General features: G+C 42.6%; 22 protein-coding genes. 17 read left to right on the top strand and 5 right to left on the bottom strand.

What is annotated here, in order from left to right; all coding sequences use genetic code 11:
• Positions 1-4 precede the first annotated feature (4 nt).
• From AB1A65_RS08960 to AB1A65_RS08940, 5 genes are read left to right on the top strand one after another with little or no spacing between them, the layout of a single operon-like run.
• Positions 5-487 carry a hypothetical protein gene (locus AB1A65_RS08960; protein ID WP_366588008.1) on the top strand — a complete coding sequence of 161 codons (483 nt, stop codon included), beginning with the start codon at positions 5-7 and terminating at the stop codon, positions 485-487.
• A complete protein-coding gene (locus tag AB1A65_RS08955; RefSeq protein ID WP_366588006.1) occupies positions 484-1764 on the top strand; it encodes an MFS transporter in 1281 nt (426 codons plus the stop codon). Before AB1A65_RS08960 ends, AB1A65_RS08955 begins: the two co-directional genes overlap by 4 nt.
• On the top strand, positions 1757-3361 hold the full coding sequence (locus tag AB1A65_RS08950) for a glycoside hydrolase family 3 protein (RefSeq protein WP_366588004.1): 1605 nt from the start codon (positions 1757-1759) through the stop codon (positions 3359-3361). The genes AB1A65_RS08955 and AB1A65_RS08950 overlap by 8 nt, the downstream gene beginning before the upstream one ends.
• Positions 3358-4023: a class I SAM-dependent methyltransferase gene (locus tag AB1A65_RS08945; protein ID WP_366588002.1), complete on the top strand. Its 666-nt coding sequence runs from the start codon at positions 3358-3360 to the stop codon at positions 4021-4023. The genes AB1A65_RS08950 and AB1A65_RS08945 overlap by 4 nt, the downstream gene beginning before the upstream one ends.
• On the top strand, positions 4020-5108 hold the full coding sequence (locus tag AB1A65_RS08940; protein ID WP_366588000.1) for an anhydro-N-acetylmuramic acid kinase: 1089 nt from the start codon (positions 4020-4022) through the stop codon (positions 5106-5108). The genes AB1A65_RS08945 and AB1A65_RS08940 overlap by 4 nt, the downstream gene beginning before the upstream one ends.
• Here the strand turns inward: AB1A65_RS08940 and AB1A65_RS08935 are convergent.
• The 4 genes from AB1A65_RS08935 to AB1A65_RS08920 form a co-directional block, all read right to left on the bottom strand.
• Positions 5105-6313 carry a multidrug effflux MFS transporter gene (locus tag AB1A65_RS08935; protein ID WP_366587998.1) on the bottom strand — a complete coding sequence of 403 codons (1209 nt, stop codon included), beginning with the start codon at positions 6311-6313 and terminating at the stop codon, positions 5105-5107. The genes AB1A65_RS08940 and AB1A65_RS08935 overlap by 4 nt on opposite strands.
• Before the next feature lie 76 nt (positions 6314-6389).
• Positions 6390-7931, bottom strand: a complete 1542-nt coding sequence (locus AB1A65_RS08930) for an acyl-CoA carboxylase subunit beta (RefSeq protein ID WP_366587995.1) — start codon at positions 7929-7931, stop codon at positions 6390-6392.
• 5 nt (positions 7932-7936) lie between these two features.
• On the bottom strand, positions 7937-9379 hold the full coding sequence (gene accC / locus AB1A65_RS08925) for an acetyl-CoA carboxylase biotin carboxylase subunit (RefSeq protein ID WP_366587993.1): 1443 nt from the start codon (positions 9377-9379) through the stop codon (positions 7937-7939).
• A gap of 6 nt (positions 9380-9385) precedes the next feature.
• Positions 9386-9871, bottom strand: coding sequence for a biotin/lipoyl-containing protein (locus tag AB1A65_RS08920; protein WP_366587991.1), 486 nt, complete (start codon positions 9869-9871; stop codon positions 9386-9388).
• A gap of 189 nt (positions 9872-10060) precedes the next feature.
• Between AB1A65_RS08920 and udk the strand changes: the two genes are divergently transcribed.
• From udk to AB1A65_RS08860, 12 genes are all read left to right on the top strand, one after another.
• The gene (udk, locus tag AB1A65_RS08915; protein ID WP_366587989.1) at positions 10061-10669 is read left to right on the top strand and encodes a uridine kinase; all 609 of its coding nucleotides are present in this window, start codon (positions 10061-10063) and stop codon (positions 10667-10669) included.
• A gap of 2 nt (positions 10670-10671) precedes the next feature.
• Positions 10672-11004, top strand: a complete 333-nt coding sequence (locus AB1A65_RS08910) for a septum formation initiator family protein (RefSeq protein WP_366587986.1) — start codon at positions 10672-10674, stop codon at positions 11002-11004.
• On the top strand, positions 10997-12394 hold the full coding sequence (locus AB1A65_RS08905; RefSeq protein WP_366587984.1) for a methylmalonyl-CoA mutase subunit beta: 1398 nt from the start codon (positions 10997-10999) through the stop codon (positions 12392-12394). The genes AB1A65_RS08910 and AB1A65_RS08905 overlap by 8 nt, the downstream gene beginning before the upstream one ends.
• On the top strand, positions 12387-14495 hold the full coding sequence (scpA, locus tag AB1A65_RS08900) for a methylmalonyl-CoA mutase (protein WP_366587982.1): 2109 nt from the start codon (positions 12387-12389) through the stop codon (positions 14493-14495). Before AB1A65_RS08905 ends, scpA begins: the two co-directional genes overlap by 8 nt.
• Positions 14496-14630: 135 nt before the next feature.
• The gene (locus tag AB1A65_RS08895) at positions 14631-15404 is read left to right on the top strand and encodes an AAA family ATPase (protein WP_366587980.1); all 774 of its coding nucleotides are present in this window, start codon (positions 14631-14633) and stop codon (positions 15402-15404) included.
• Entirely contained in the window at positions 15405-16310 is a 906-nt protein-coding gene (locus AB1A65_RS08890; RefSeq protein ID WP_366587978.1) for a ParB/RepB/Spo0J family partition protein, read from the top strand. It begins immediately after the preceding gene.
• Positions 16303-16959, top strand: coding sequence for a DUF5683 domain-containing protein (locus tag AB1A65_RS08885; protein ID WP_366587975.1), 657 nt, complete (start codon positions 16303-16305; stop codon positions 16957-16959). The genes AB1A65_RS08890 and AB1A65_RS08885 overlap by 8 nt, the downstream gene beginning before the upstream one ends.
• Positions 16960-16962: 3 nt before the next feature.
• Entirely contained in the window at positions 16963-17664 is a 702-nt protein-coding gene (gene dapB / locus AB1A65_RS08880; RefSeq protein ID WP_366587972.1) for a 4-hydroxy-tetrahydrodipicolinate reductase, read from the top strand.
• A 48-nt stretch (positions 17665-17712) separates the two neighbouring features.
• Positions 17713-19458, top strand: a complete 1746-nt coding sequence (lepB, locus tag AB1A65_RS08875; protein WP_366587969.1) for a signal peptidase I — start codon at positions 17713-17715, stop codon at positions 19456-19458.
• A 33-nt stretch (positions 19459-19491) separates the two neighbouring features.
• Positions 19492-19851 carry a four helix bundle protein gene (locus AB1A65_RS08870; protein WP_366587967.1) on the top strand — a complete coding sequence of 120 codons (360 nt, stop codon included), beginning with the start codon at positions 19492-19494 and terminating at the stop codon, positions 19849-19851.
• Complete coding sequence (locus AB1A65_RS08865; RefSeq protein WP_366588076.1) at positions 19835-20521, top strand: WbqC family protein; 687 nt, start codon at positions 19835-19837, stop codon at positions 20519-20521. Before AB1A65_RS08870 ends, AB1A65_RS08865 begins: the two co-directional genes overlap by 17 nt.
• Positions 20514-20822: a DUF6122 family protein gene (locus tag AB1A65_RS08860; RefSeq protein ID WP_366587964.1), complete on the top strand. Its 309-nt coding sequence runs from the start codon at positions 20514-20516 to the stop codon at positions 20820-20822. The genes AB1A65_RS08865 and AB1A65_RS08860 overlap by 8 nt, the downstream gene beginning before the upstream one ends.
• Here the strand turns inward: AB1A65_RS08860 and AB1A65_RS08855 are convergent.
• A complete protein-coding gene (locus AB1A65_RS08855; RefSeq protein WP_366587962.1) occupies positions 20811-21752 on the bottom strand; it encodes an endonuclease/exonuclease/phosphatase family protein in 942 nt (313 codons plus the stop codon). The two genes, AB1A65_RS08860 and AB1A65_RS08855, sit on opposite strands and share 12 nt — an antisense overlap.
• Positions 21753-21807 lie beyond the last annotated feature (55 nt).

Genomic DNA, 21807 nt, shown 5'->3' with positions numbered 1-21807 from the left:
CAACATGCAAGACATGCTCGTAAGGCTTTTTGACCTTCCGGATATTTCAGAAAAGGAAAAGGAGCTGCTGGAATCTGAAAAAGTGGTATTCAGAAGACCTATTCCACCCGAAAAAAGTATTGTTGTCGGCTGGGTTAAAAAGCACTTTAGCATTAACTGGGCAGACGAGACTGAAGCAGCCTTTAGTTCGCTTCCTGTAAACTGTTTTGTGGCCCAACGTGGGCAGACCTTGCTCGGTTTTGCATGTTTTGAGTCCACTGCGAAGAACTTTTTTGGCCCAACAGGGGTCATTACGGAAGAACGCGGCAAGGACATTGGAAAAGTACTTTTGGTGAAATCGCTTGTCGCACTCCGCGAAATGGGCTATGCCTACGCCATCATCGGAGGGGTTGGTCCAACCCACTATTACGAAAAAGCAGTCAATGCAAGGGTAATAGCAAATTCCGAAAAAAGTATTTATCAGAACCTTTTAAAACATAATGGATGAACGTAGCGCCTAAGGACAAAAATGCATGGCTTTGGATTCCCTTCCTCTATTTTACCCAAGGAATCCCTTATATTTTGGTTGTGACCGTATCCGTGATCATGTACAAACGTTTGGGTATTGGCAATGCTGAAATTGGACTATATACCAGCTGGCTGTATCTACCTTGGGTGCTAAAACCACTTTGGAGCCCTCTTGTGGATTTGAATGGCACCAAAAGGACTTGGTTTTTGGTGATGCAACTCATAATCTCATTGGCATTTTTGGGCATAGGTCTTTTCCTTCCCTCCAATTCATTCTTTATCATCACTTTAGCCTTCTTTTGGATGGCCGCCTTTGCTTCTGCCACCAATGACATCGCTTCGGATGGCTACTATATGTTGGGCCTCACCCAAAAAAAACAATCCTTTTTTATAGGGGTTCGAAGCACCTTTTACCGGTTGGCAATGGTTACCGGGCAAGGGCTTTTAGTCATTTTTGCTGGATTTTTGGAGAATAAATACGGAGACAACACCAAAGCTTGGTCGTTGACTATGATCAGTGCGTCAGCTCTTATGTTCATATTGACCATTGCCAATTTTTTTAGCACGCCCAAGTTTGAAAACACAAAAGTTGAGCCCGCCGAGAAGCCCGAAGGGTTTTTAGAGGTTTTTGCATCCTTTTTTAAGAAAAATCAAATTGGAATTGCGCTGTTGTTCATCCTCACCTATCGATTGGGTGAATCACAGTTGGTAAAAATGGCCTCGCCTTTCCTATTGGATAAGTTGGAAGTTGGCGGCTTGGAATATTCCACAGAAGCTGTGGGCACCATCTATGGCACAGTTGGCATTATCATGCTATCCCTTGGCGGAATTGTTGGGGGTATTCTGATTTCCCGGGATGGATTGAAAAAATGGATGTTGCCCATGTTGTTGGCACTTAACCTACCCAATGCCCTGTATGCCATTTTAGCCGTAACCCAAACAACCAGCATCTACGCGGTGGTGGGAACCGTGGTTCTGGAGCAATTTGGCTATGGGTTCGGATTTACTGCCTTTTTAATGTACCTCATCTTTGTGGCCGAAGGCATCTCAAAAACTTCGCACTACGCCATTGCAACCGGGTTTATGGCCTTGGGCATGATGCTTCCGGGAATGGTAAGTGGTTACATTCAGGAGTGGTTGGGGTACGATGGTTTCTTCATCTGGGTGGTAATAGCTGCCATTCCCGCCTTTTTAGTGCTCAAATTCTTAAAGTATCCTGCCGATTACGGCAAAAAAACCATTGAATCAAATGTATAAAGAAATACCTCCATATTCCATCGCAAATCAACAACTGAGCATCCAACAAAAAGTGGGGCAATTGTTCATGTTGGCCGTGTTCATTAATGATACCGAAGAGGCCGTCCAGGAAATGGAACAAATTATCCAGAAACACCATATTGGCGCATTGTGCTTTTTTCATAGCAGGGCCAGTGCAGCCACCAATTTTGAAGGCAAGAAAGCAGTTCTCCATAATGAGAAAAGCTATGACCGTCTCAAAGATCTCATCGCCCGCTATCAAAACGCTGTAAAATATCCTTTGCTGATAGCCATGGATGCCGAATGGGGACTTGCCATGCGCATTGAAAACACCCCTCAATACCCCTATGCCATTACGTTAGGGGCTATCCAAAACAATGACGAACTCATTTTTGAGGTGGGACAACAAATTGGCTTGGATTGCAGGGAAGCAGGCATCCATTGGAATCTTGCTCCTGTGGTGGACATCAACAGTAATCCTGAAAACCCAGTAATTGGTTATCGTTCGTTTGGCGATGACAAAGTACAGGTTTGTGCCAAGGCTGAAGCGTATGTTAAGGGAATGAAAAGCGCAGGAATCCTTAATTCCATCAAACATTTTCCAGGACATGGTGACACCGCCACCGATTCCCATTTGGGACTTCCTGTCATTGATAAATCTCTGGCAGAACTAAAGGAAAATGAACTATTCCCATTTCAAGAATTGATTCAAAAAGGAGTTGACTCCGTAATGGTGGGGCATTTATTGTTACCCCAGTTGGATGACAAAGAACCTTCCACAACTTCCTTCAAAATCATTACAGAATTACTTCGCAAGGAAATGAGGTTTGAAGGCGTAATCATCTCGGATGCGTTGAACATGCATGCCGTTTCCAGAAAATATCCAGAAAAAGGGAAATTGGAGGCCACCGTTTTTGCTGCAGGAATGGACATGCTGTGTTTTAGCGAAAATCCACTTGAAGGCATTGAAATGATATCGAATACTGCTTCCGAAAACCGGATTGAGGAAAGCTTCAAACGGATTTGGCAGCTTAAGGAGAATGTTTTTGTAAAGGAAAAGAACGTCCAACGCAATAGCACTGAAAATGCCTCCCAATTAAACAGGGTGCTTGCCCAAAATACCATTACAGAGCTGTATACCAGTTCCGAACTGGTGCAACAAATAAAGAATTCTTCTTTCTTGAATCTTTCGTTGGCTGTAGAGGAAAAAAATATCTTTTCAAAACATTTAGAGGAAGCTTATGGTCAGAAGAAATGGGAATTGACCACCCATTTGTCAACTGTGAAAAAGAAACTCAACACACATCAAAATGTGGTTCTTGCTCTTTTTCCACCTGCGGTAAAGCCTAAGAATCAGTTTGGTTTTGATGCTGAACTATTGGCCTTCATTCAACAATTGATTACAGAAAAAAATGTATTGATTTACCTTTTTGGGAACCCTTACGTATTGGATATTTTGAAGTTGACATCCAGTTCCAATGTGGTGGAGGTCTATCAAGATTATGTGGAATTCCAAGAGGAAGCTTTTTTGCATTTTAAAGGAGCATCCATAGCTCAAGGTAGACTTCCCATCAAACTTAAATTCGCTCAGCTATGAAAAAAGAAATCATCACTTCTTGGGAGAAAAATGCATCGGAATGGATCAAAACGGTACAAAGCAATGCCATTCCTTCACGAAAATTTACAAATCCAGCTATTTTGGAGACCCTAAAAACCTTGGAAGGCCAAAAAATAGTCGATGTGGGCTGCGGTGAAGGCTGGTTGACCCGCGAAATGGGAAAAATGGGTTGGGAAGCCACAGGGGTTGATGCCATTGAAACCCTAATCCAAGAAGCGAAAAACAAAGGTCATGAGGCCTATCATGTGCTTACGTTTGAAGCTATTGTAGCAGGCACACCCATCCCCAATGGCCCCTTTGATGCAGCCATATTCAATTTTTGCCTCTATTTAAAAGAAGACTTGGTTCCACTACTAGAGAATACCTTGAAGCATATTTCCAAAAAAGGAAGCATCATCATACAAACCTTACATCCGTACTTTTTGATTCAAAATGAATTGGCGTACCAAAGTCAATGGTTGTCCGACTCATGGAAAGGACTTCCGGGGAACTTTGAGGACGGGCATTCGTGGTATGCAAGAACCCTTGAAGATTGGATCACCGAGCTGAATTGTATAGAAGGAATCCAATTTTCCTTAAAAGAAATTGTGAACGATGCAAAAAAGCCAGTTTCCTTACTCATTAAGATTACTAAACTATGAACACGAGCATATATAAAGTACTGGGACTCATGTCCGGCACCTCTTTAGATGGACTGGATATGGCCTATTGTCATATTTGGGAAGAGACAAATGGATGGAAATTCACCATTGAACAAACTAAAGAGATTCCCTATTCCGAGGAGATGCGCGAATACCTCAAAAATGCCATTTACTTGTCCGAAGAAGACCACGCCCAACTCCATGAAGATTATGGGAAATGGCTGGGGGAACAAGCGGAGGCTTTTATAGAGGAAAGTAATATTGAAGTTGACTTCATTGCCAGCCATGGACATACCTCCCACCACAGACCGGAAGATGGGGTTACTTTCCAATTGGGCTATGGTCAGATTTTGTCCAATATTTCCGGTAAACAAGTAGTGTGCGACTTTAGGACAAAAGATGTTGGTTTGGGTGGACAAGGGGCACCCTTGGTCCCCATCGGTGACCGGCTTTTGTTCCATGACTATGATTTCTGCCTGAATTTAGGGGGCATCAGCAATATTTCTTTTGAAAAAGAGGGTAAACGAATTGCTTACGATATTGGAATGGCCAATATGCCCCTGAATTACATTACCCATAAAATGGGTATGGATTATGATGAAAACGGAAAACTGGCCCGAAGTGGAAAATTGGATGAACCGTTGCTAAAAAAACTCAATAGTCTTGACTATTATCGCCTACCCTACCCCAAATCTACAGGGTATGAATGGTTTACCTCCAAAATTATCCCATTAATTGAAGCCTCAGAAAGTTCGGAAACCGACCTTTTGCATACGTTTATCCACCACAATTGCGAGCAGATTGCTTTGCAAGTACATAAACATACCAATCAACCAAAAAACAAATTACTGGTCACCGGCGGTGGCGCTCTCAACCAATTTTTCATCGATACCCTCCAAGAAAAACTAGGGGCAAACATAGAAGTAGTCGTCCCAAGCAAAATCTTGGTTGCCTACAAAGAAGCTCTTGTTTTTGCGCTTATGGGGGTTCTACGGCTGAAAGGCACCACCAATGTGTTGAGCTCCGTTACGGGAGCAAGGGAAGACTCTTGCAGTGGTGAAGTTTTCTTTCCCGAAACCTCCTAAACTGTCGCCAAACGTTTAGGTCTTTTTACCATCGTAAAAATAAGAAGCGAAGCTAGACCACAAATACCCAATCCTACAAAAAGGGGCCAAACACTGTGCTCTACAAATTCTCCAATAAAAGTTGCAATTGGAATGGCCACTATTGTTGAAACGCATCCGTTAATGGCTGCCCCGATTCCAGCAATATGACCTATGGGTTCCATGGCAATGGAACGGAAATTCCCCCACATAAAACCCAAACAAAAGAATTGTGCCGATAGAAAGGGCACCAATACATAAATGCTGGGGTTTGGCGAATTCAAGAACATAACAGTATACATCAACCCAATGATGGTAAATGCCAAAGTGGCCATCCAAGACAGTCTCCGCATGCCAAAGCGCATTACCAAAGTTCCGTTTAAAAATGTGGAGAGACCAATGGAAATGGCCAATCCCGCAAAAATATAGGGAAAGGTTTCTTTTAAGCTATAGATATCTTCAAAAATATGTTGGGCCGAACTTAAATAGACCAAGAAAGCACCTGTGACCAACCCTGAGATAACAGTAAAGGCTACCGTTTCCCTGTACTTCATAAATTCCTTAAGTCCATCGATGAACACATGACTTGAAAAAGGAATTTTGTGTTCGGGCCGCAAGGTTTCCGATTGTCTTTGCCAAAACCAAATCGCAACAATAAGGGCGATAATAAGCTGGACATAAAAAATGGCCTGCCATCCAAAAGCATCCAAAATGACCTTTCCAATGGCGGGGGCCACTACGGGCACCAAAATAAAGAAGGCTACCACAAAAGACATAACCTTGGCCATATAGTCGCCTACATACGTATCACGAATAATGGAAATAGCCATGGTCCTAGGAGCGGAAAGTCCAATTCCTTGCAGGATTCTTCCAACAATCATAATCGCTAATGACGGAGCAAACAAACAGATAATACTTCCTATCAAAAACAGGCCAAAACCCGAATAAACAATGGGTTTTCTTCCATAGGAATCGGAAAGAGGGCCAAAAAACAACTGCCCTAGCCCTAGTCCCAGAAAAATCATGGTCACCAGCATTTGGTTATCGGTAGAATCCAAGCTATTTATGGCAATGCCTATATTGGAAATTGCAGGTAAAATTGCATCAATGGCCAGTGCTACAATGGACATCAAAGCAGCCATTAATGCGATAAATTCAAAGTTGGGCTTCTGATTTTCTTTTTGCATGGTGCAAAATTAGACATACCCCATGGATTGGTGAAGCTTTTAAGAAAGTATTAGTGTTATGTTTTTGGTACGTAGTTTACAACGGAATATTCCCATGCTTCCGCTTCGGTGGGTCCACCTTTTTCTTTTCCAACATGGCGAAGGCTTTGAGCAATTTTCGTCGGGTGTTTTTTGGTAGAATCACCTCATCGATAAACCCGCGTTCTGCAGCACGATACGGGTTGGCGAACTTTTCCGCGTACTCGGCTTCTTTTTCCTTCAATTTGGCATCCGGGTCTTCCGAAGCGGCAATTTCCCGCCTAAAAATGATTTCACTAGCTCCTTTGGCTCCCATCACAGCGATTTCAGCCGAAGGCCAAGCAAAATTGAAATCGGCCCCTATGTGTTTGGAATTCATTACATCATATGCACCGCCATAGGCTTTTCGGGTGATGACGGTAACCCGTGGCACTGTCGCTTCACTTAGCGCATACAACAATTTAGCACCTTGCATAATAATGCCACTCCATTCTTGGTCCGTTCCGGGCAAGAATCCAGGTACATCCACCAAGACCAACAAGGGAATATTGAAAGCATCGCAAAAACGGGTGAAACGGGCTGCTTTTCGAGAACTATTCACATCCAAAACCCCTGCTAGGAACATAGGTTGATTGGCTATAACACCAATACTGCGCCCCCCCAATCGGGCGAAGCCCACAATGATATTTTCAGCATAATCTTTGTGGATTTCGTAGAAGGAGTCCAAATCGATAATCCCGTTGATCACTTCATACATATCATACGGTTTATTGGGATTATCCGGGACAATATTGGACAGCTCATCCCGAAGTTCCTCTCCCAACTCATAGTCTAGAAGTGGTGGCAACTCTGTACTATTCTGGGGCAAGTACGTCATTAATTTTTTGATATCATCCAAACAAGCCGCATCATTGGACGAAGTTTTATGAGCCACCCCCGATTTAACGGCATGTGCACTGGCACCCCCCAATTCCTCCGAGGTCACCTCTTCGTTGGTCACTGTCTTTACCACATTGGGACCCGTCACAAACATATAACTGGCCTCCTCCACCATGATAATAAAATCCGTCATGGCCGGAGAATACACTGCTCCTCCAGCACAAGGTCCCATAACTGCAGATATTTGCGGAATCACACCCGAAGCTTGCACATTTCGGTGAAAAATATCGGCATATCCTCCCAAGGACCGCACACCTTCCTGAATTCGTGCACCGCCAGAATCGTTCAATCCAATGATAGGCGCACCCACTTTCACCGCCAAATCCATCACCTTGCAGATCTTTTCAGCATGGGTTTCGGATAAAGCACCGCCAAAAACCGTGAAATCTTGGGCATATACATATACCAATCTACCATTAATGGTTCCATATCCGGTGACCACACCATCCCCATAATAAACTTCCTTGTCCATACCAAAATCAGTGGTACGGTGGGTCACCAAAATGCCCATTTCCTCAAAAGAGCCTTCGTCCAACAAATAATAGATGCGCTCCCTTGCCGTAAGTTTTTTCTTTTGGTGCTGTTTTTCTATGCGCTTTTCCCCACCACCCAAACGGGCCAGGGCCATTTTCTCTTCCAGTGCTTTTATTTTGGGGTCCATTGAGCTCAATTTATAGGAATTTGTAGTGTTTTCTTGTCTTCAAAATATTGAAATAGGGCAGCCAGTGCAGCAATTTCAGCTTCCTTGGTATTCTTTTGATGGATTATTTCCGGAGAATAATGCTCTTTTACAAAATGGGTGTCAAAATTCCCTGAACGGAAGGCTTCGTGGGCAAAGACAAAACTTCCAAAGGGCAATGTGGTCTGAACGCCCTTCACCTTATAATCCTGAATAGCTTCCAGCATCAACTCCATGGCCTCTTCCCGGGTTTTACCATAGGTAATCAGTTTGGAAAGCATGGGGTCATAGTAAATGGGAATGTCCATGCCTTCCCTAAAGCCATTATCCACCCGAATTCCATCGCCCTCAGGCAATTCATAGGTCTCCAAAATGCCTACGCTGGGTAGAAAATCATTCAAAGGGTCTTCTGCATACACCCGAAGCTCCAAGGCGTGTCCATGAATTTTTAAATCCTCTTGTTTCATGGGAAGTGCTTCGCCACGGGCCACTTTTATCTGTAATTCCACCAAATCCACCCCAGTGATCAATTCAGTAACTGGATGTTCCACCTGTAAACGGGTATTCATTTCCAGAAAATAGAAATTAAGGTCGGCATCAATTAAAAACTCCACGGTACCGGCACCCACATAATCACAGGCTTTGGCTACCTTGGTAGCGGCTACGCCCATTTTCTCCCGAAGCTCAGGGGTAAGAACCGATGATGGTGCTTCTTCCACCACCTTTTGGTGGCGTCTTTGGATGCTGCATTCCCGTTCAAAAAAATGGAGCACATTGCCATGGGTATCGGCCATGACCTGTACCTCAATGTGTCGTGGAGAGGTCACATATTTTTCCACAAAAACAGAGCCATCGCCAAAGGCGGACGTAGCTTCACTAATGGCCCGTTTCATCCCCGATTCCAAATCCTTTTCTTTCTCAACAATCCGCATTCCCTTTCCACCTCCACCGGCCGAAGCTTTTATCAAAATTGGATAACCGACGTTCTTGGCAATTTTTTTGGCTTCGGAGACATCGCTTATGGCCTCATCCACACCCGGTACCATAGGGATGTCGTACTTCTTTACGGCCTCCTTTGCCGCCAATTTGCTCCCCATAATCCGGATGGCCTTGGATTTAGGCCCAATGAAAATTAGACCACTTTTTTCAACAGCTTCGGCAAAATCAGCATTCTCACTCAGAAAACCGTAGCCTGGGTGAATCCCATCTGCCTTTAGTTTTTTGGCCACATCTATAATTTTGTCTCCTTTTAAATAGGATTGATTGGATGGTGCCGGGCCAATACACACAGCTTCATCAGCAAAAAGTACATGGGGTGCATTTCGGTCCACTTCAGAAAAAACCGCAACGGTACGAATACCCATTTTTTTGGCAGTTTTCATAACACGAAGCGCTATTTCACCCCGATTGGCGATGACTATTTTTTTCATGGGATATTATTCAAATTCTATCAAAAGTTGCTTTTTGTCCACGGCATCACCTTGGTTTACGGCAATTTTCTTGATGACACCGTTTCTGGGGGAGGTAATACTATTTTCCATTTTCATGGCCTCCAAGACCAAGAGTTGCTCATCTTCCTTGACTTCTTGGCCTTCTTCCACAGAAATATCCAAAATTAACCCCGGCATGGGGGCTGCAATGGAATCGATATTCTTGGCCCCATTGATGGCAAATCCCATTTTTTGGATCAAATCATCCAATGGAGTATGGATGGAAACTTCATGTTCATTCCCATTGACATTGACCGTGTACAGTCCCCTGGTAAAATCCGAAGAAACTATTTTAACGTGATACGATATGTCCTCCTTTAAAATATGAAAACTGTCCTTTTTAGACTTTATGATGTCCAATTGGGAAACATCGCCATTGGAAAGAGGAAAGTCGAAATTACCATCAATCTTGACTGTGTATGAATCGTCCATAAAAAAATGTCATGGGTTACCTAGCTAAATATAAGATTAAGATCAAACCCACACAAAGCTACCGCCATTAACTTTCGGGGTTTACGATAACCGACATGCATTTTATAGAAAATAAGCCTGAACTATGTAAAAACATAGGTTGATGACAAATCTTATCAAATGCTTACTTTTGAAATTAAAATAATATAAATGCTTATCATAGGGATAGCGGGGGGCACTGGATGTGGGAAAACCACGGTTGTCAACCAAATTGTGGACCAATTGCCGGAGAACGAAGTAGGTGTAATCTCCCAAGATTCCTATTATAATGATCTTTCTCATTTGACGAGGGAGGAACGCGGGAAAATAAATTTTGACCACCCTAATTCTATTGATTTTGACCTGTTGATCTCGCATTTAAAGCAATTACGACAAGGGAAAACGGTGGATATTCCGGTCTATTCGTTTGTTGAAGAAACCCGCTTGGAAGAGACCATCCCTACGCCTCCACGGAAGGTAATGATCGTAGAGGGCATTTTGGTACTGAGCAATCCACAGTTGCGGGATATGTTCGATATTAAAATTTATGTGCATGCGGATTCGGATGAACGATTGATACGACGATTGCAACGTGATATTCGCGAACGGGGCCACGATTTGGAAAAAGTACTGACCCGTTACCAGACCGCGGTAAAACCCATGCACCAGCAATTCATTGAACCGTCAAAGGAATTTGCGGACATCATTATCCCCAACAACCATTACAACACGGTGGCCGTGGATATGGTTAGGACCATTATCAACAATAAATTGGTGTAAGTATGGGGCTAAAGGAATTGCGACAAAAAAAATGGTTTAAGCTCATGACCAATATGTACATTTTGGTATTGACCATTTTTGTGATTTGGATGGCTTTTTTTGATACGAATTCACTGTTGATTCATTTGGAACTCAGACGCGAAATAAAGAAACTGGAGGAACAGAAAGAATTCCTGAAGGGTGAGATTGAAAAAGATAAGAAGGTATTGGAAACCTTATCGGATAAAGAAGAGCTTGAAAAGTTTGCCCGGGAAAAATATTATATGAAAAAGGAAAAAGAAGAAATTTTCTTGATTGAATATGAAGACAGCTTAAAAAACAAGGAAGATGAGTAACGTCGGTTTGTCTGATGAATTCCCCCCGATTTCTGCAAAACAGTGGAAGCAAAAGATTCAATTTGACCTGAAAGGTGCAGATTATAACGACACTTTGGTCTGGGAATCCTTGGAGGGCATCAACGTAAAACCGTTTTACCATTCCGAGGATTTAGAGGGATTAAAAACCTTCCATCTTCCTAAAAATCATAGTTGGCATATTGCACAGACCCTTTATGCCGGAGATGCCAACAAAGCCAATACCAAAGCTTTGGAAATCCTGGAAAAAGGGGTGGAAAGTTTGGTTTTCACGGTTCCGAATGAAACTATTGATTTTGCCACCTTGTTGAAGGGCATTGATTTGGAAGACACTCCCATTCATTTTAATTTTCAGTTTTTGGCCGCGGGACCCATCAAAAAATTGATGACCTATCTTGGGGACAATGCGGTCCAAGTTTACCTGAACATTGATATTATTGGAAACCTCGCCCGAAGCGGAAATTGGTTTCATAGTTTGGATAAAGATCATGCCATTTTGGAAGAAATCCAATCCGTAACATCAAAAAAAACAGGTATTAAGGCCATTAGAGTTGATTTATCCCTTTATCAAAATGCTGGGGCCAATATGGTGCAGCAATTGGCCTATGGGTTGGCCCATGCCAACGAATATTTGAATCATTTAAGCAATGTCATCCCGAGCGCAGTCGAGGGACATTTCCCAATCACTTTTAAAGTAGCTGTTGGCGGCAACTATTTCTTTGAAATAGCCAAGCTCAGGGCACTGCGCTGGCTATGGAACAGTATAGCAAAAGCATATGGTGTTGAAAGCGATTACCACATTATGGCCTTGCCCTCAAAACGGAACAAAACGCTTTACGATTACAATGTGAACCTGCTTAGGACCACTTCGGAAAGTATGTCTGCCGTTTTGGGTGGGGCCGATACCATTTGCAATCTCCCTTACGATGCTATTTACCATAAGGACAACGACTTTGGGGAACGCATAGCAAGAAATCAATTGTTACTGCTGAAGGAAGAAAGTTATTTTAAGACGGCTGCCCAAGCTTCCGAAGGAACCTATTACATTGAATCCCTCACCGAGCAATTGGCCGAAAAAGCATTGACTCTTTTCAAACAGATTGAAAAATCAGGTGGTTTTTTGGATGCGTTGAAAAAAGGAACCATTCATCAAAAAATCAAGGAAAGTGCTGCCAAGGAACAACAATGGTTTGATGAGTCTCAGCTCGTTCTCGTCGGAACCAACAAGTACCAAAACAAGCAAGACCGTATGAAGGAAAATCTGGAACTGTATCCTTTTGTAAAGACTCAGCCCAGAAAAACCTTGATGGAGCCCATAATCGAAAAACGATTGGCAGAAACCCTTGAACAAAAACGATTGAACGATGAGTAGAAAAGACCTTCAACAGTTGGAATTGAGTTCAGAGTTCAGAGTTCAGGGTTCAGAGTCGGATAATACTCATAACTCAAAACTCAAAACTCCTAACTTTACTCATTCAGATTTTGCTGCAGGTATCTCTCCATTCCTACGTGGCCCCTACTCCACCATGTACGTTCGCAGACCTTGGACTATCCGTCAATATGCGGGATTCTCCACCGCGGAGGAAAGCAACGCCTTTTACCGAAGAAATCTGGAGGCAGGCCAAAAAGGACTTTCCGTAGCCTTTGACCTCCCCACCCATCGCGGATATGATTCTGATAATGAACGCGTTGTTGGCGATGTCGGCAAAGCCGGAGTTGCTATCGATTCTGTTGAGGATATGAAAATTTTGTTCGATGGCATTCCCTTGGATAAAATGTCCGTTTCCATGACCATGAACGGGGCCGTTATTCCCATTATGGCCTTTTACATTGTGGCCGCCCAAGAGCAAGGTGTTTCCATGGAACAACTCTCGGGAACCATTCAAAATGATATTTTAAAGGAGTTTATGGTGCGGAACACCTATATCTATCCTCCTACTCCATCCATGCAATTAGTGGCCGATATTTTTGAGTTTGCCAGTCAAAATATGCCCAGATTCAATAGCATTAGTATTTCTGGGTACCACATGCACGAGGCAGGCGCCCCTGCCGCCATGGAATTGGCTTATACTTTGGCCGATGGGATTGAATACATTCGCACGGGAATCAAAGCGGGGTTAAAAATAGATGAATTTGCCCCGCGACTCTCCTTTTTCTGGGGCATTGGTATGAATCATTTCACAGAAATTGCCAAAATGCGGGCCGGTCGGATGCTTTGGGCAAAATTGGTAAAGCAATTCAATCCCAAAAATGAAAAATCAATCATGCTCCGTACGCACAGTCAGACCAGTGGCTGGAGCTTGACCGAACAAGACCCCTTCAACAATGTGGCTCGAACCACCATTGAGGCCATGGCAGCAGCTTTTGGTGGCACGCAGAGTCTCCATACCAATGCGTTGGATGAGGCCATTGCTTTACCCACAGATTTCTCAGCGCGGATTGCTCGGAACACCCAAATTTATTTACAGCAAGAAACCCACATTACCCGTACCGTTGATCCTTGGGCCGGAAGCCACGTAGTGGAAAAACTTACCCAAGAAATCGCGGAAGAAGCTTGGAAATTGATTGAGGAGGTGGATAAATTAGGGGGAATGACCCAAGCCATTGAAAAAGGGATTCCCAAAATGCGGATTGAAGAAGCCGCCGCCAAAAAACAGGCTCGCATCGATAGTGGTCAAGATGTGATTGTGGGTGTGAACAAATATCGATTGGAGCATGAAGATGAGCTTCAAATATTGGAAGTGGACAATGCAAAAGTCCGCCAACAACAAATGGCTCGACTAGAGAAAATTAAATCCACCCGTAATGCATCCGAGGTAGAAAAAGCCCTGGAAGCCATCCGTATCGCATCCAAAAAAGCCACTCAAAACCAAACCGACCGCGGAAATTTGTTAGCTTTAGCGGTACAAGCGGCCAAAGCTCGTGCTACATTGGGTGAAATCAGCGATGCCATGGAGAGTGCTTTCGGACGATACAAAGCTAAAATTCAATCCTTTACCGGCGTGTATTCCAAAGAAATCAAAGACGATAAAAGTTTTGCAAAGGCCCGAAAAATGGCCGATGAATTCGCATTGCAAGAAGGTCGAAGACCTCGAATCATGGTGGCCAAAATGGGCCAGGATGGGCATGACCGCGGTGCAAAAGTCGTCGCTACCGGCTATGCGGACCTTGGTTTTGACGTGGATATCGGTCCGTTGTTCCAAACTCCATCCGAAGTAGCCAAACAAGCCGTGGAAAATGACGTGCACATTCTAGGTATTTCATCCTTGGCCGGGGGGCATAAAACCTTGGTTCCCGAAGTAGTTCAAGAACTCAAAAAACTAGGAAGGGAAGACATCATGGTCATTGTAGGTGGTGTTATTCCAAAACAGGATTATAAGCATCTTTTGGACAAGGGTGCAGTGTCCGTTTTTGGACCCGGAACAAAAATCAGCGATGCTGCCCTAGAAATCTTAACGATTTTAATGGATTAATCGCCCATAACGATCTCATAAATATAACTTTAACTTTCTTTAACGCAGATTGCCCCAGTTATTCACCCCCTGTTAACAAAATACATTTTATAGCATCTCAAATAATCGTATTTTTAGCACCTAACTTACTATGAAATGGGCAAGATTATTGCTATTGCAAACCAAAAGGGCGGTGTGGGCAAAACAACCACTACGGTAAACCTTGCTGCTTCCCTTGGTGTTTTGGAAAAGAAAGTGTTGCTGATTGACGCCGACCCCCAGGCAAATGCCACATCCGGTTTAGGTATTGATGTGGATTCTGTGGAACATGGAACCTATCAGCTTTTGGAGCACACTATGCGTGTGGAGGATGTCATCATCCAAACCGATTCCCCAAATGTGGATTTGGTCCCGGCACATATAGACCTTGTGGCCATTGAGATTGAATTGGTGGACAAGGACAACAGGGAGTATATGATGAAGGAAGCCCTCAAAAATTTGGGTGATCGATATGATTTTGTCCTTATTGACTGTGCCCCATCTTTGGGATTGCTCACTTTGAACGCCCTAACCGCGGCAGATTCGGTGATGATTCCCATTCAATGTGAATATTTTGCGCTTGAAGGACTTGGTAAATTATTGAATACCGTAAAAAGCGTACAAAAGATACACAACAACGATCTAGATATTGAAGGTATGTTGTTGACGATGTACGATTCCAGGTTGAGACTATCCAACCAAGTTGTGGAAGAAGTAAAGAAACACTTTGCCAATATGGTGTTCGACACCATTATCCAACGAAATGTTAGGCTGAGTGAAGCACCAAGTTATGGCGAAAGCATCATAAAATACGATGCGAGCAGCAAAGGGGCCTCCAATTACCTTAACTTGGCCAATGAAATTTTAAAGAAAAACAAGGAGAAAGTTTAGATGGCGAAAGCAACAAAAAAACAGGCTTTGGGAAGAGGCCTGTCCGCTCTATTGAAAGATCCTGAGAACGATATTCAATCTGTTTCGGACAAAAATGCGGACAAGGTCATAGGTAATGTTGTGGAATTGGAAATTGATTCCATTGAGATGAATCCGTTTCAGCCCCGTTCCAATTTTAACGATGAAGCCTTGGAAGAATTGGCCAGTTCCATCCGGGAATTGGGCATTATTCAACCCATTACCGTTCGTAAGCTCGATTTCAACAAGTTTCAGTTGGTATCCGGGGAACGAAGGTACCGTGCCTCCAGATTGGTGGGTTTGGAAACCATACCGGCCTACATCCGAATTGCCAATGACCAAGAGTCCTTGGAAATGGCTTTGGTGGAAAACATTCAACGTCAGGATTTAGATCCCATTGAAATTGCTCTTTCCTACCAACGATTGATTGACGAAATCCAAATCACACAAGAAAAATTGAGCGACCGCGTAGGTAAAAAACGCTCCACGATCACAAATTACCTCCGACTATTAAAATTGGACCCCATCATCCAAACCGGAATGCGGGATGGTTTCATCAGCATGGGACATGGACGGGCCCTTATCAACATAGACAAAAAGAAGGAGCAAATCGCCGTTTATGAGAAGGTGGTTTCCGATGGTCTTTCCGTTCGTGAAACGGAACAACTGGTTAAATCCTTGAAGGAGCCCAAGGGTGCATCCGGAGCTTCCAAAAAGGAATTAAAAAAAGTACCCAGCTTTGCGACCAAGGGAGCTGACGTGCTGAAAGAACATCTTTCCACCAAGGTGGACATTACCGCTTCCGCAAGTGGAAAAGGTAAGATTGTGATTCCATTCCACTCTGAAGAAGAATTCCAGCGTATCAAAAAACTATTGACAGGTGAATAAAAACCTTCTTTTGTTGTTCTTTTTCTTGTTGTTTCTTCAAACTGGTTTTTCCCAAGAGGAGGAGAAAAAAGAAGAGGAGGTGCAACCCCAACCCACGGCTGTTGATTCCTTGGCTCAAAATCTTGAGGATAAAGGTATTACCGTACAGGAGGTCACCTATGAAAAAAAACGCATCAACCCATTGGCACCCAGCAAAGCGGCTTTTTACTCTGCGATTCTTCCCGGATTGGGTCAAGTCTACAACAAGCGCTACTGGAAAGCTCCAATAGTCTGGGGAGCAATAGGTACGGGAATCTATGTTTATTCCATAAACAATACAAACTACAGAAGTGCCCGAAATGCCTTCAAAAGAAGACTTGCGGGTTTTGAGGATGACGAATTTTTTGATATCAATGGAGATGGAAACGGTCCTGATGTTTCTGATGAAGCATTGCAAGATGCCCAAGAACGTACGCAACGGGATAGAGATTTGGCCTTGGTAATCACCATTGCCCTGTATGCCTTGAATATTATTGATGCCAATGTGGATGCGCATCTTAAACAATACAATGTGGATGATAATCTAGCGGTGGACTTTAAGCCATACTTGGATTTGAATCCTGTGACTAACCAGCCCAACTATGGAATGGCTCTGGTCGTAAAATTTTAGAATATGAGGATAGGTCTGTTCGGTTATGGCAAAATGGGTAGAATGATTGCCGAAATTGCACAAAGCAGGGGACATAAAATTGTTGCAAAAGTAGATGTTGGCACGCCTGATATTGACTACGCCTCCATGGATGTGGCCATTGATTTCAGTACGCCAGACTCAGCTTTCGATAACATTACGGGGTGTTTTAAAAATGGAGTCCCCGTAATTTGCGGTACCACAGGATGGTTAGATCAATATAATGAAGCCGTGGAACACTGTAATAAAAACAAGAGTGCATTTATTTACGCTTCAAACTTTAGTTTGGGGGTAAATATTTTTTTTGAGCTGAATGCACATCTAGCCAAAATGATGTCCAAATTGGAACAGTATAAAGTTTCTATGGAAGAAATCCATCACACCCAAAAACTGGATGCCCCCAGCGGAACGGCCATCACTCTGGCAGAAGGAATCATTACTAACACAGCATATACCGAATGGCAACTTGAAAAATCCGGTGATAAAATCATACCTATTACCTCAAAACGAGAAGGAATGGTTCCTGGAACACACAGTATTTGCTATGAAAGCAATGTGGATAGTATTGAAATAAAACACACGGCACACAACCGGGAAGGTTTTGCTTTGGGGGCGGTCATAGCCGCCGAATGGATTCTGGGAAAAACAGGGGTTTTCTCCATGAAGGATGTGTTAAACCTAAGCTAAAAAACGTAACAACAATTTAGGCGGACAGTCTAACTAAGAAACTTACACATGAGCGGCACACAATGGATCATTTTTATCTTGATCATTCAAGTCATCCATTTTCTAGGGACTTGGAAGCTTTATATCAAAGCAGGACGAAAAGCATGGGAAGCGGCAATTCCAATTTATAATGGTGTTGTTTTAATGAAAATCATCAATCGCCCTTGGTGGTGGGTCATTTTGTTATTCATCCCCATCATCAATTTATTGATGATTCCCGTAGTATGGGTGGAGACCATCCGAAGTTTTGGAAAAAACACTCTATTGGATACATGGTTGGTGATTCTTACCCTAGGACTTTATATTTATTACATCAACTATGCGGAAGATGTAACCTATATTGAAGACCGAAGTCTAAAGCCACGTACAGGATTGGGAGAGTGGGTCAGTTCCATTGTCTTTGCCATAGTAGCGGCGACCCTTGTTCACACCTATTTCATTCAACCGTATGTGATTCCCACAGGTTCCTTGGAACGCACGCTTAGAGTTGGGGATTTCCTTTTTGTGAGCAAGTTTCACTATGGGGCCCGTGTTCCAATCACCACTTTGGCTGCGCCCATGGTACACGATACGCTTCCTGTTTTAAAAACAAGATCATATTTGGCCGATGTAAACCCGGAGACCCATAAAACTTCCTGGATCAACAAGTTGCAATTGCCCTATATGCGTTTGCCCGGCTTTGAGCGTGTGAAGAAGAATGATATTGTAGTTTTCAGTCTTCCTTCCGACACACTCTACCAGTTCTTCAAGGCAGAAAAAGCAGTGAAAAAACCGATTGATAAAAAATCGAACTACGTTAAACGCTGTGTAGGCACACCCGGGGATTCTTTGGCGGTGATTGATGGCTATGTGCATATTAATGGCACCCGATTGAAATTGTCTGACCGTGCCAAACCCATGTATGATTATGAAATTTACGCTAAAAACGGAGTTTCAAGCCGGTTTTTGGAAGAGGTGGAAGCTTCGGATTATTTAAGGACTTATATTTCCGGTCCGCTGAACCAAAATCAATACAATGCTCTAACCCCTTATGTTCTGGGGGCCAACAGAACCCAAGATGGGAAGATTGAACTTATCGCAAATGAGGATGGTATCCCTATTGATGTTATCCGTCAATTGAGACTTTCCCTAACCGAGGAAAAGCCACGTTCAAGAATGGCCAATATGACTGATGAAATGGTGTTGCGGCTCCGGGAAAACCCAGCGATTGATTCTGTTGTTAAGACCGAAGAGCCCAAAGGCAGGTATGGCGGTGCGTTCCCGCAAAAACCGAATCTTTACCCTTGGAATAATGACAATTTTGGCCCAATTTATATTCCGGAAGCTGGCGCTACGGTTGAAATCAACTCCAAAACAATTCCGCTTTACAAAAAAATTATTCGCGATTACGAGCATAATGATGTAAAAGTGAGCGGTCAGAAGGTGTTCATTAATGGCGAAGAAGCCAATTCCTATACCTTTAAACAGGATTATTATTGGATGATGGGCGATAATAGAGACCACTCTGAGGACAGTAGAACATGGGGCTACGTGCCTGCCGACCACATCGTTGGAAAACCAGTCTTTCTTTGGATGAGTTTCGATAATTTTACTGAAGGTATTGCCAATTGGAGGCCACGTTGGGAAAGGGTCTTTACCACCGTTGGTGGAAGTGGAGAACCAGTGTCTTATCGTTGGTATTTTGTTGCATTGATTGCGGGTTGGTTTGTGTTCGACTTTTTCAGAAAACGAAGAAAGAATAAAGAAAATGGTTAATTTGTTCATCTGTTTATCTGAACAACTTAACCTATGTACACCTATTCTTTTGAAAAACTTGAAGTATGGAAAGAATCCAAAGATTTTACTAAAGAAATCTATAATGTAACATCTACCTTTCCAGATGATGAAAAATTTGGGTTGACTTCTCAAATGCGAAGAGCAGCAGTTTCAATCTGTTCCAACATTGCAGAAGGTTCAGCTCGGAAGACCAATAAGGATAAAGCGCATTTTACCACAATTTCTTTTGGTTCTTCGGTTGAAGTGCTAAATCAGTTAATTTTAGCACTTGAATTAGACTTCATTGCAATGGATACTTATCAAAATCTCAGGAAGCAATTGGAAAGCATAACAAACAAACTCAATTCCTTGAGAAATCACCAAACCAAGTAAGCAACTGATAACCACCATCATAATCGAATCAACAAATCAACAAATACTAGTCCATCCCTGCTATTTTCCAAGTATTGCCACCTTCGCCGCATTGGTGCAAGAAGATGTGATTTGGGAAGCTAATGACAATTTTCAAAAGCAAACCTATCGCAATCGATGTTATATCTGCACAGATAAGGGCAAGCACATGCTCAATATTCCCATAAAACATGTGGGAGGCGCTGAAGGTCGCCAAAAATACACAGATGTTGAACTGGACAATACCTATAATTGGAAGAAGATACATTGGCGTACCTTGGAAACAGCCTATAGGACCTCACCTTTCTTTGAGTTTTATGAAGATGACATAAGACCCTTATATGAGGGAAACGACGATTCACTATTTGAGTATAACCTGAAAACCATACATACCATAGCCGATTGTCTGGGAATTGAATTTCCAACGGAAAAGACCTCCAGATATGAGCCTGAACCAGGGAACTATTTTGACGCGCGATTTTTGGTCGAGGCCAAAAAAGAAGCTCCCTTAAAAATTGAGCCCTATACCCAGGTTTTTGGGGAACGCCATGGTTTTATACCTAATCTAAGTGTTTTGGACCTTTTGTTCAATGAAGGTCCCAACACGCTTTCCTACTTGAAAAGTCAGTCTTTAGATTTTTTGGATGTATAGACACCTCCTACATTACGGAATCCATTTTTTGGTTCCCATCCTCATTGCTTTTTTCTTTTTTAAAGAAAACAGAATAAAAATTGCGCTTATTCTCTTGATGGGAATCGTAATCGATGTAGATCACTTTTGGGCCAATCCTTTGTTTGACCCAAATCGGTGTAGTATCGGTTTTCACCCATTGCATTCGTACTGGGCTATTTTGTTGTATTGCATTCTACCCTTTTTTAAAGTAACCCGAATTGTTGGGCTGGCAATGATTATACATATCATTGCGGATATGACGGATTGCCTACTGCTTTGAAGAAAGTCGTAAAGTGGCCATGACAGGATAGTGATCGGATAATTTTTCGTTGAAGTTTTTATGGGCGACTACTTCAAAATCGGAATCAGCAAAAATATAATCAATACGCAAAGGAAATCCCAAAAGATCATATGTTCTTCCAAAACCAGAACCTTTTTCCATGTAGGTGTCGTTCATGTCTCCTTTAATTATATGGTAAATATTGGAGTACTGTGTGTTATTGAAGTCTCCCACCACAATTTTCTTATGAGAGGTTTGCGCCATACTTTTCCTTATTAAGTTGGCTTGTTCATATTGTTTGAGCATTACCCTCCTTGACTTGGAAAATAATATTGAAGATTCCTCATTTTTGATGGTATTCAACCCAGGAACAATCCGAAATGATTGGAGATGGACATTATAAACCCTAACAGTATCCATACCTATCAAAATATCTGAATAAATCGCATTATTAAAGCTTTTGGGGAAACTTAGGGAATCTATTTTAATGATTGGGAACTTGGAATAAACAGACTGGATTACTTTTCCTTTGTGTTTTCCATAAATAAAATCCACGTATTTGTATTTGTACTGAGACAGGGCATTGTTACGCTTCATTACATAATATGTTTCCTGAAAACACACAATGTCCGGGTTCTTTTCGGTAACAAAGTCGTAGATAAGACTATCTATATTTTCGACATCCAATTGTTTGAGTTCATTAAAGCTCCTTGCATTGAAGCTCATAATTGTAAAAGAGTCATCATCATTGGTTTTCTCCTCTTTTCCTGAAAATCTATAAAAAGATCCCAATACCACATACCATAAAACCAATAAAACACCTGATAGTAAAAAATGTCTTTTTTTTCTTAGAGACCAATAGACCACAAAAACCAGATTCAAAACAACCAAAAACTGAGCAACCAAGCTGATGACTGACAATGAGGGCACCCAATTTGTTGGAATGAAAGGTACCAACAGTGCAAGTAAAAGTAACAGAGCAAAG

Source organism: Allomuricauda sp. ANG21 (genome assembly GCF_040705235.1).
In the GTDB taxonomy this organism is placed as follows: domain Bacteria; phylum Bacteroidota; class Bacteroidia; order Flavobacteriales; family Flavobacteriaceae; genus Flagellimonas; species Flagellimonas marina.
Note: the sequence above shows the minus strand (reverse complement) of the source record. Positions and strands in the feature narration are given on the sequence as shown.

What these genes read in the sequence shown, in the direction of transcription:
- udk (WP_366587989.1), top strand. Translation starts at nt 10,061, where the DNA reads ATGCTTATCATAGGGATAGCGGGGGGCACTGGATGTGGGAAAACCACG.
- AB1A65_RS08960 (WP_366588008.1), top strand. Translation starts at nt 5, where the DNA reads ATGCAAGACATGCTCGTAAGGCTTTTTGACCTTCCGGATATTTCAGAA.
- dapB (WP_366587972.1), top strand. Translation starts at nt 16,963, where the DNA reads ATGAGGATAGGTCTGTTCGGTTATGGCAAAATGGGTAGAATGATTGCC.
- AB1A65_RS08935 (WP_366587998.1), bottom strand. Translation starts at nt 6,313, where the DNA reads ATGCAAAAAGAAAATCAGAAGCCCAACTTTGAATTTATCGCATTAATG.
- AB1A65_RS08920 (WP_366587991.1), bottom strand. Translation starts at nt 9,871, where the DNA reads ATGGACGATTCATACACAGTCAAGATTGATGGTAATTTCGACTTTCCT.
- AB1A65_RS08860 (WP_366587964.1), top strand. Translation starts at nt 20,514, where the DNA reads ATGTATAGACACCTCCTACATTACGGAATCCATTTTTTGGTTCCCATC.
- AB1A65_RS08940 (WP_366588000.1), top strand. Translation starts at nt 4,020, where the DNA reads ATGAACACGAGCATATATAAAGTACTGGGACTCATGTCCGGCACCTCT.
- AB1A65_RS08945 (WP_366588002.1), top strand. Translation starts at nt 3,358, where the DNA reads ATGAAAAAAGAAATCATCACTTCTTGGGAGAAAAATGCATCGGAATGG.
- accC (WP_366587993.1), bottom strand. Translation starts at nt 9,379, where the DNA reads ATGAAAAAAATAGTCATCGCCAATCGGGGTGAAATAGCGCTTCGTGTT.
- scpA (WP_366587982.1), top strand. Translation starts at nt 12,387, where the DNA reads ATGAGTAGAAAAGACCTTCAACAGTTGGAATTGAGTTCAGAGTTCAGA.
- AB1A65_RS08950 (WP_366588004.1), top strand. Translation starts at nt 1,757, where the DNA reads ATGTATAAAGAAATACCTCCATATTCCATCGCAAATCAACAACTGAGC.
- AB1A65_RS08905 (WP_366587984.1), top strand. Translation starts at nt 10,997, where the DNA reads ATGAGTAACGTCGGTTTGTCTGATGAATTCCCCCCGATTTCTGCAAAA.
- AB1A65_RS08910 (WP_366587986.1), top strand. Translation starts at nt 10,672, where the DNA reads ATGGGGCTAAAGGAATTGCGACAAAAAAAATGGTTTAAGCTCATGACC.
- AB1A65_RS08890 (WP_366587978.1), top strand. Translation starts at nt 15,405, where the DNA reads ATGGCGAAAGCAACAAAAAAACAGGCTTTGGGAAGAGGCCTGTCCGCT.
- lepB (WP_366587969.1), top strand. Translation starts at nt 17,713, where the DNA reads ATGAGCGGCACACAATGGATCATTTTTATCTTGATCATTCAAGTCATC.
- AB1A65_RS08930 (WP_366587995.1), bottom strand. Translation starts at nt 7,931, where the DNA reads ATGGACCCCAAAATAAAAGCACTGGAAGAGAAAATGGCCCTGGCCCGT.
- AB1A65_RS08955 (WP_366588006.1), top strand. Translation starts at nt 484, where the DNA reads ATGAACGTAGCGCCTAAGGACAAAAATGCATGGCTTTGGATTCCCTTC.
- AB1A65_RS08895 (WP_366587980.1), top strand. Translation starts at nt 14,631, where the DNA reads ATGGGCAAGATTATTGCTATTGCAAACCAAAAGGGCGGTGTGGGCAAA.
- AB1A65_RS08870 (WP_366587967.1), top strand. Translation starts at nt 19,492, where the DNA reads ATGTACACCTATTCTTTTGAAAAACTTGAAGTATGGAAAGAATCCAAA.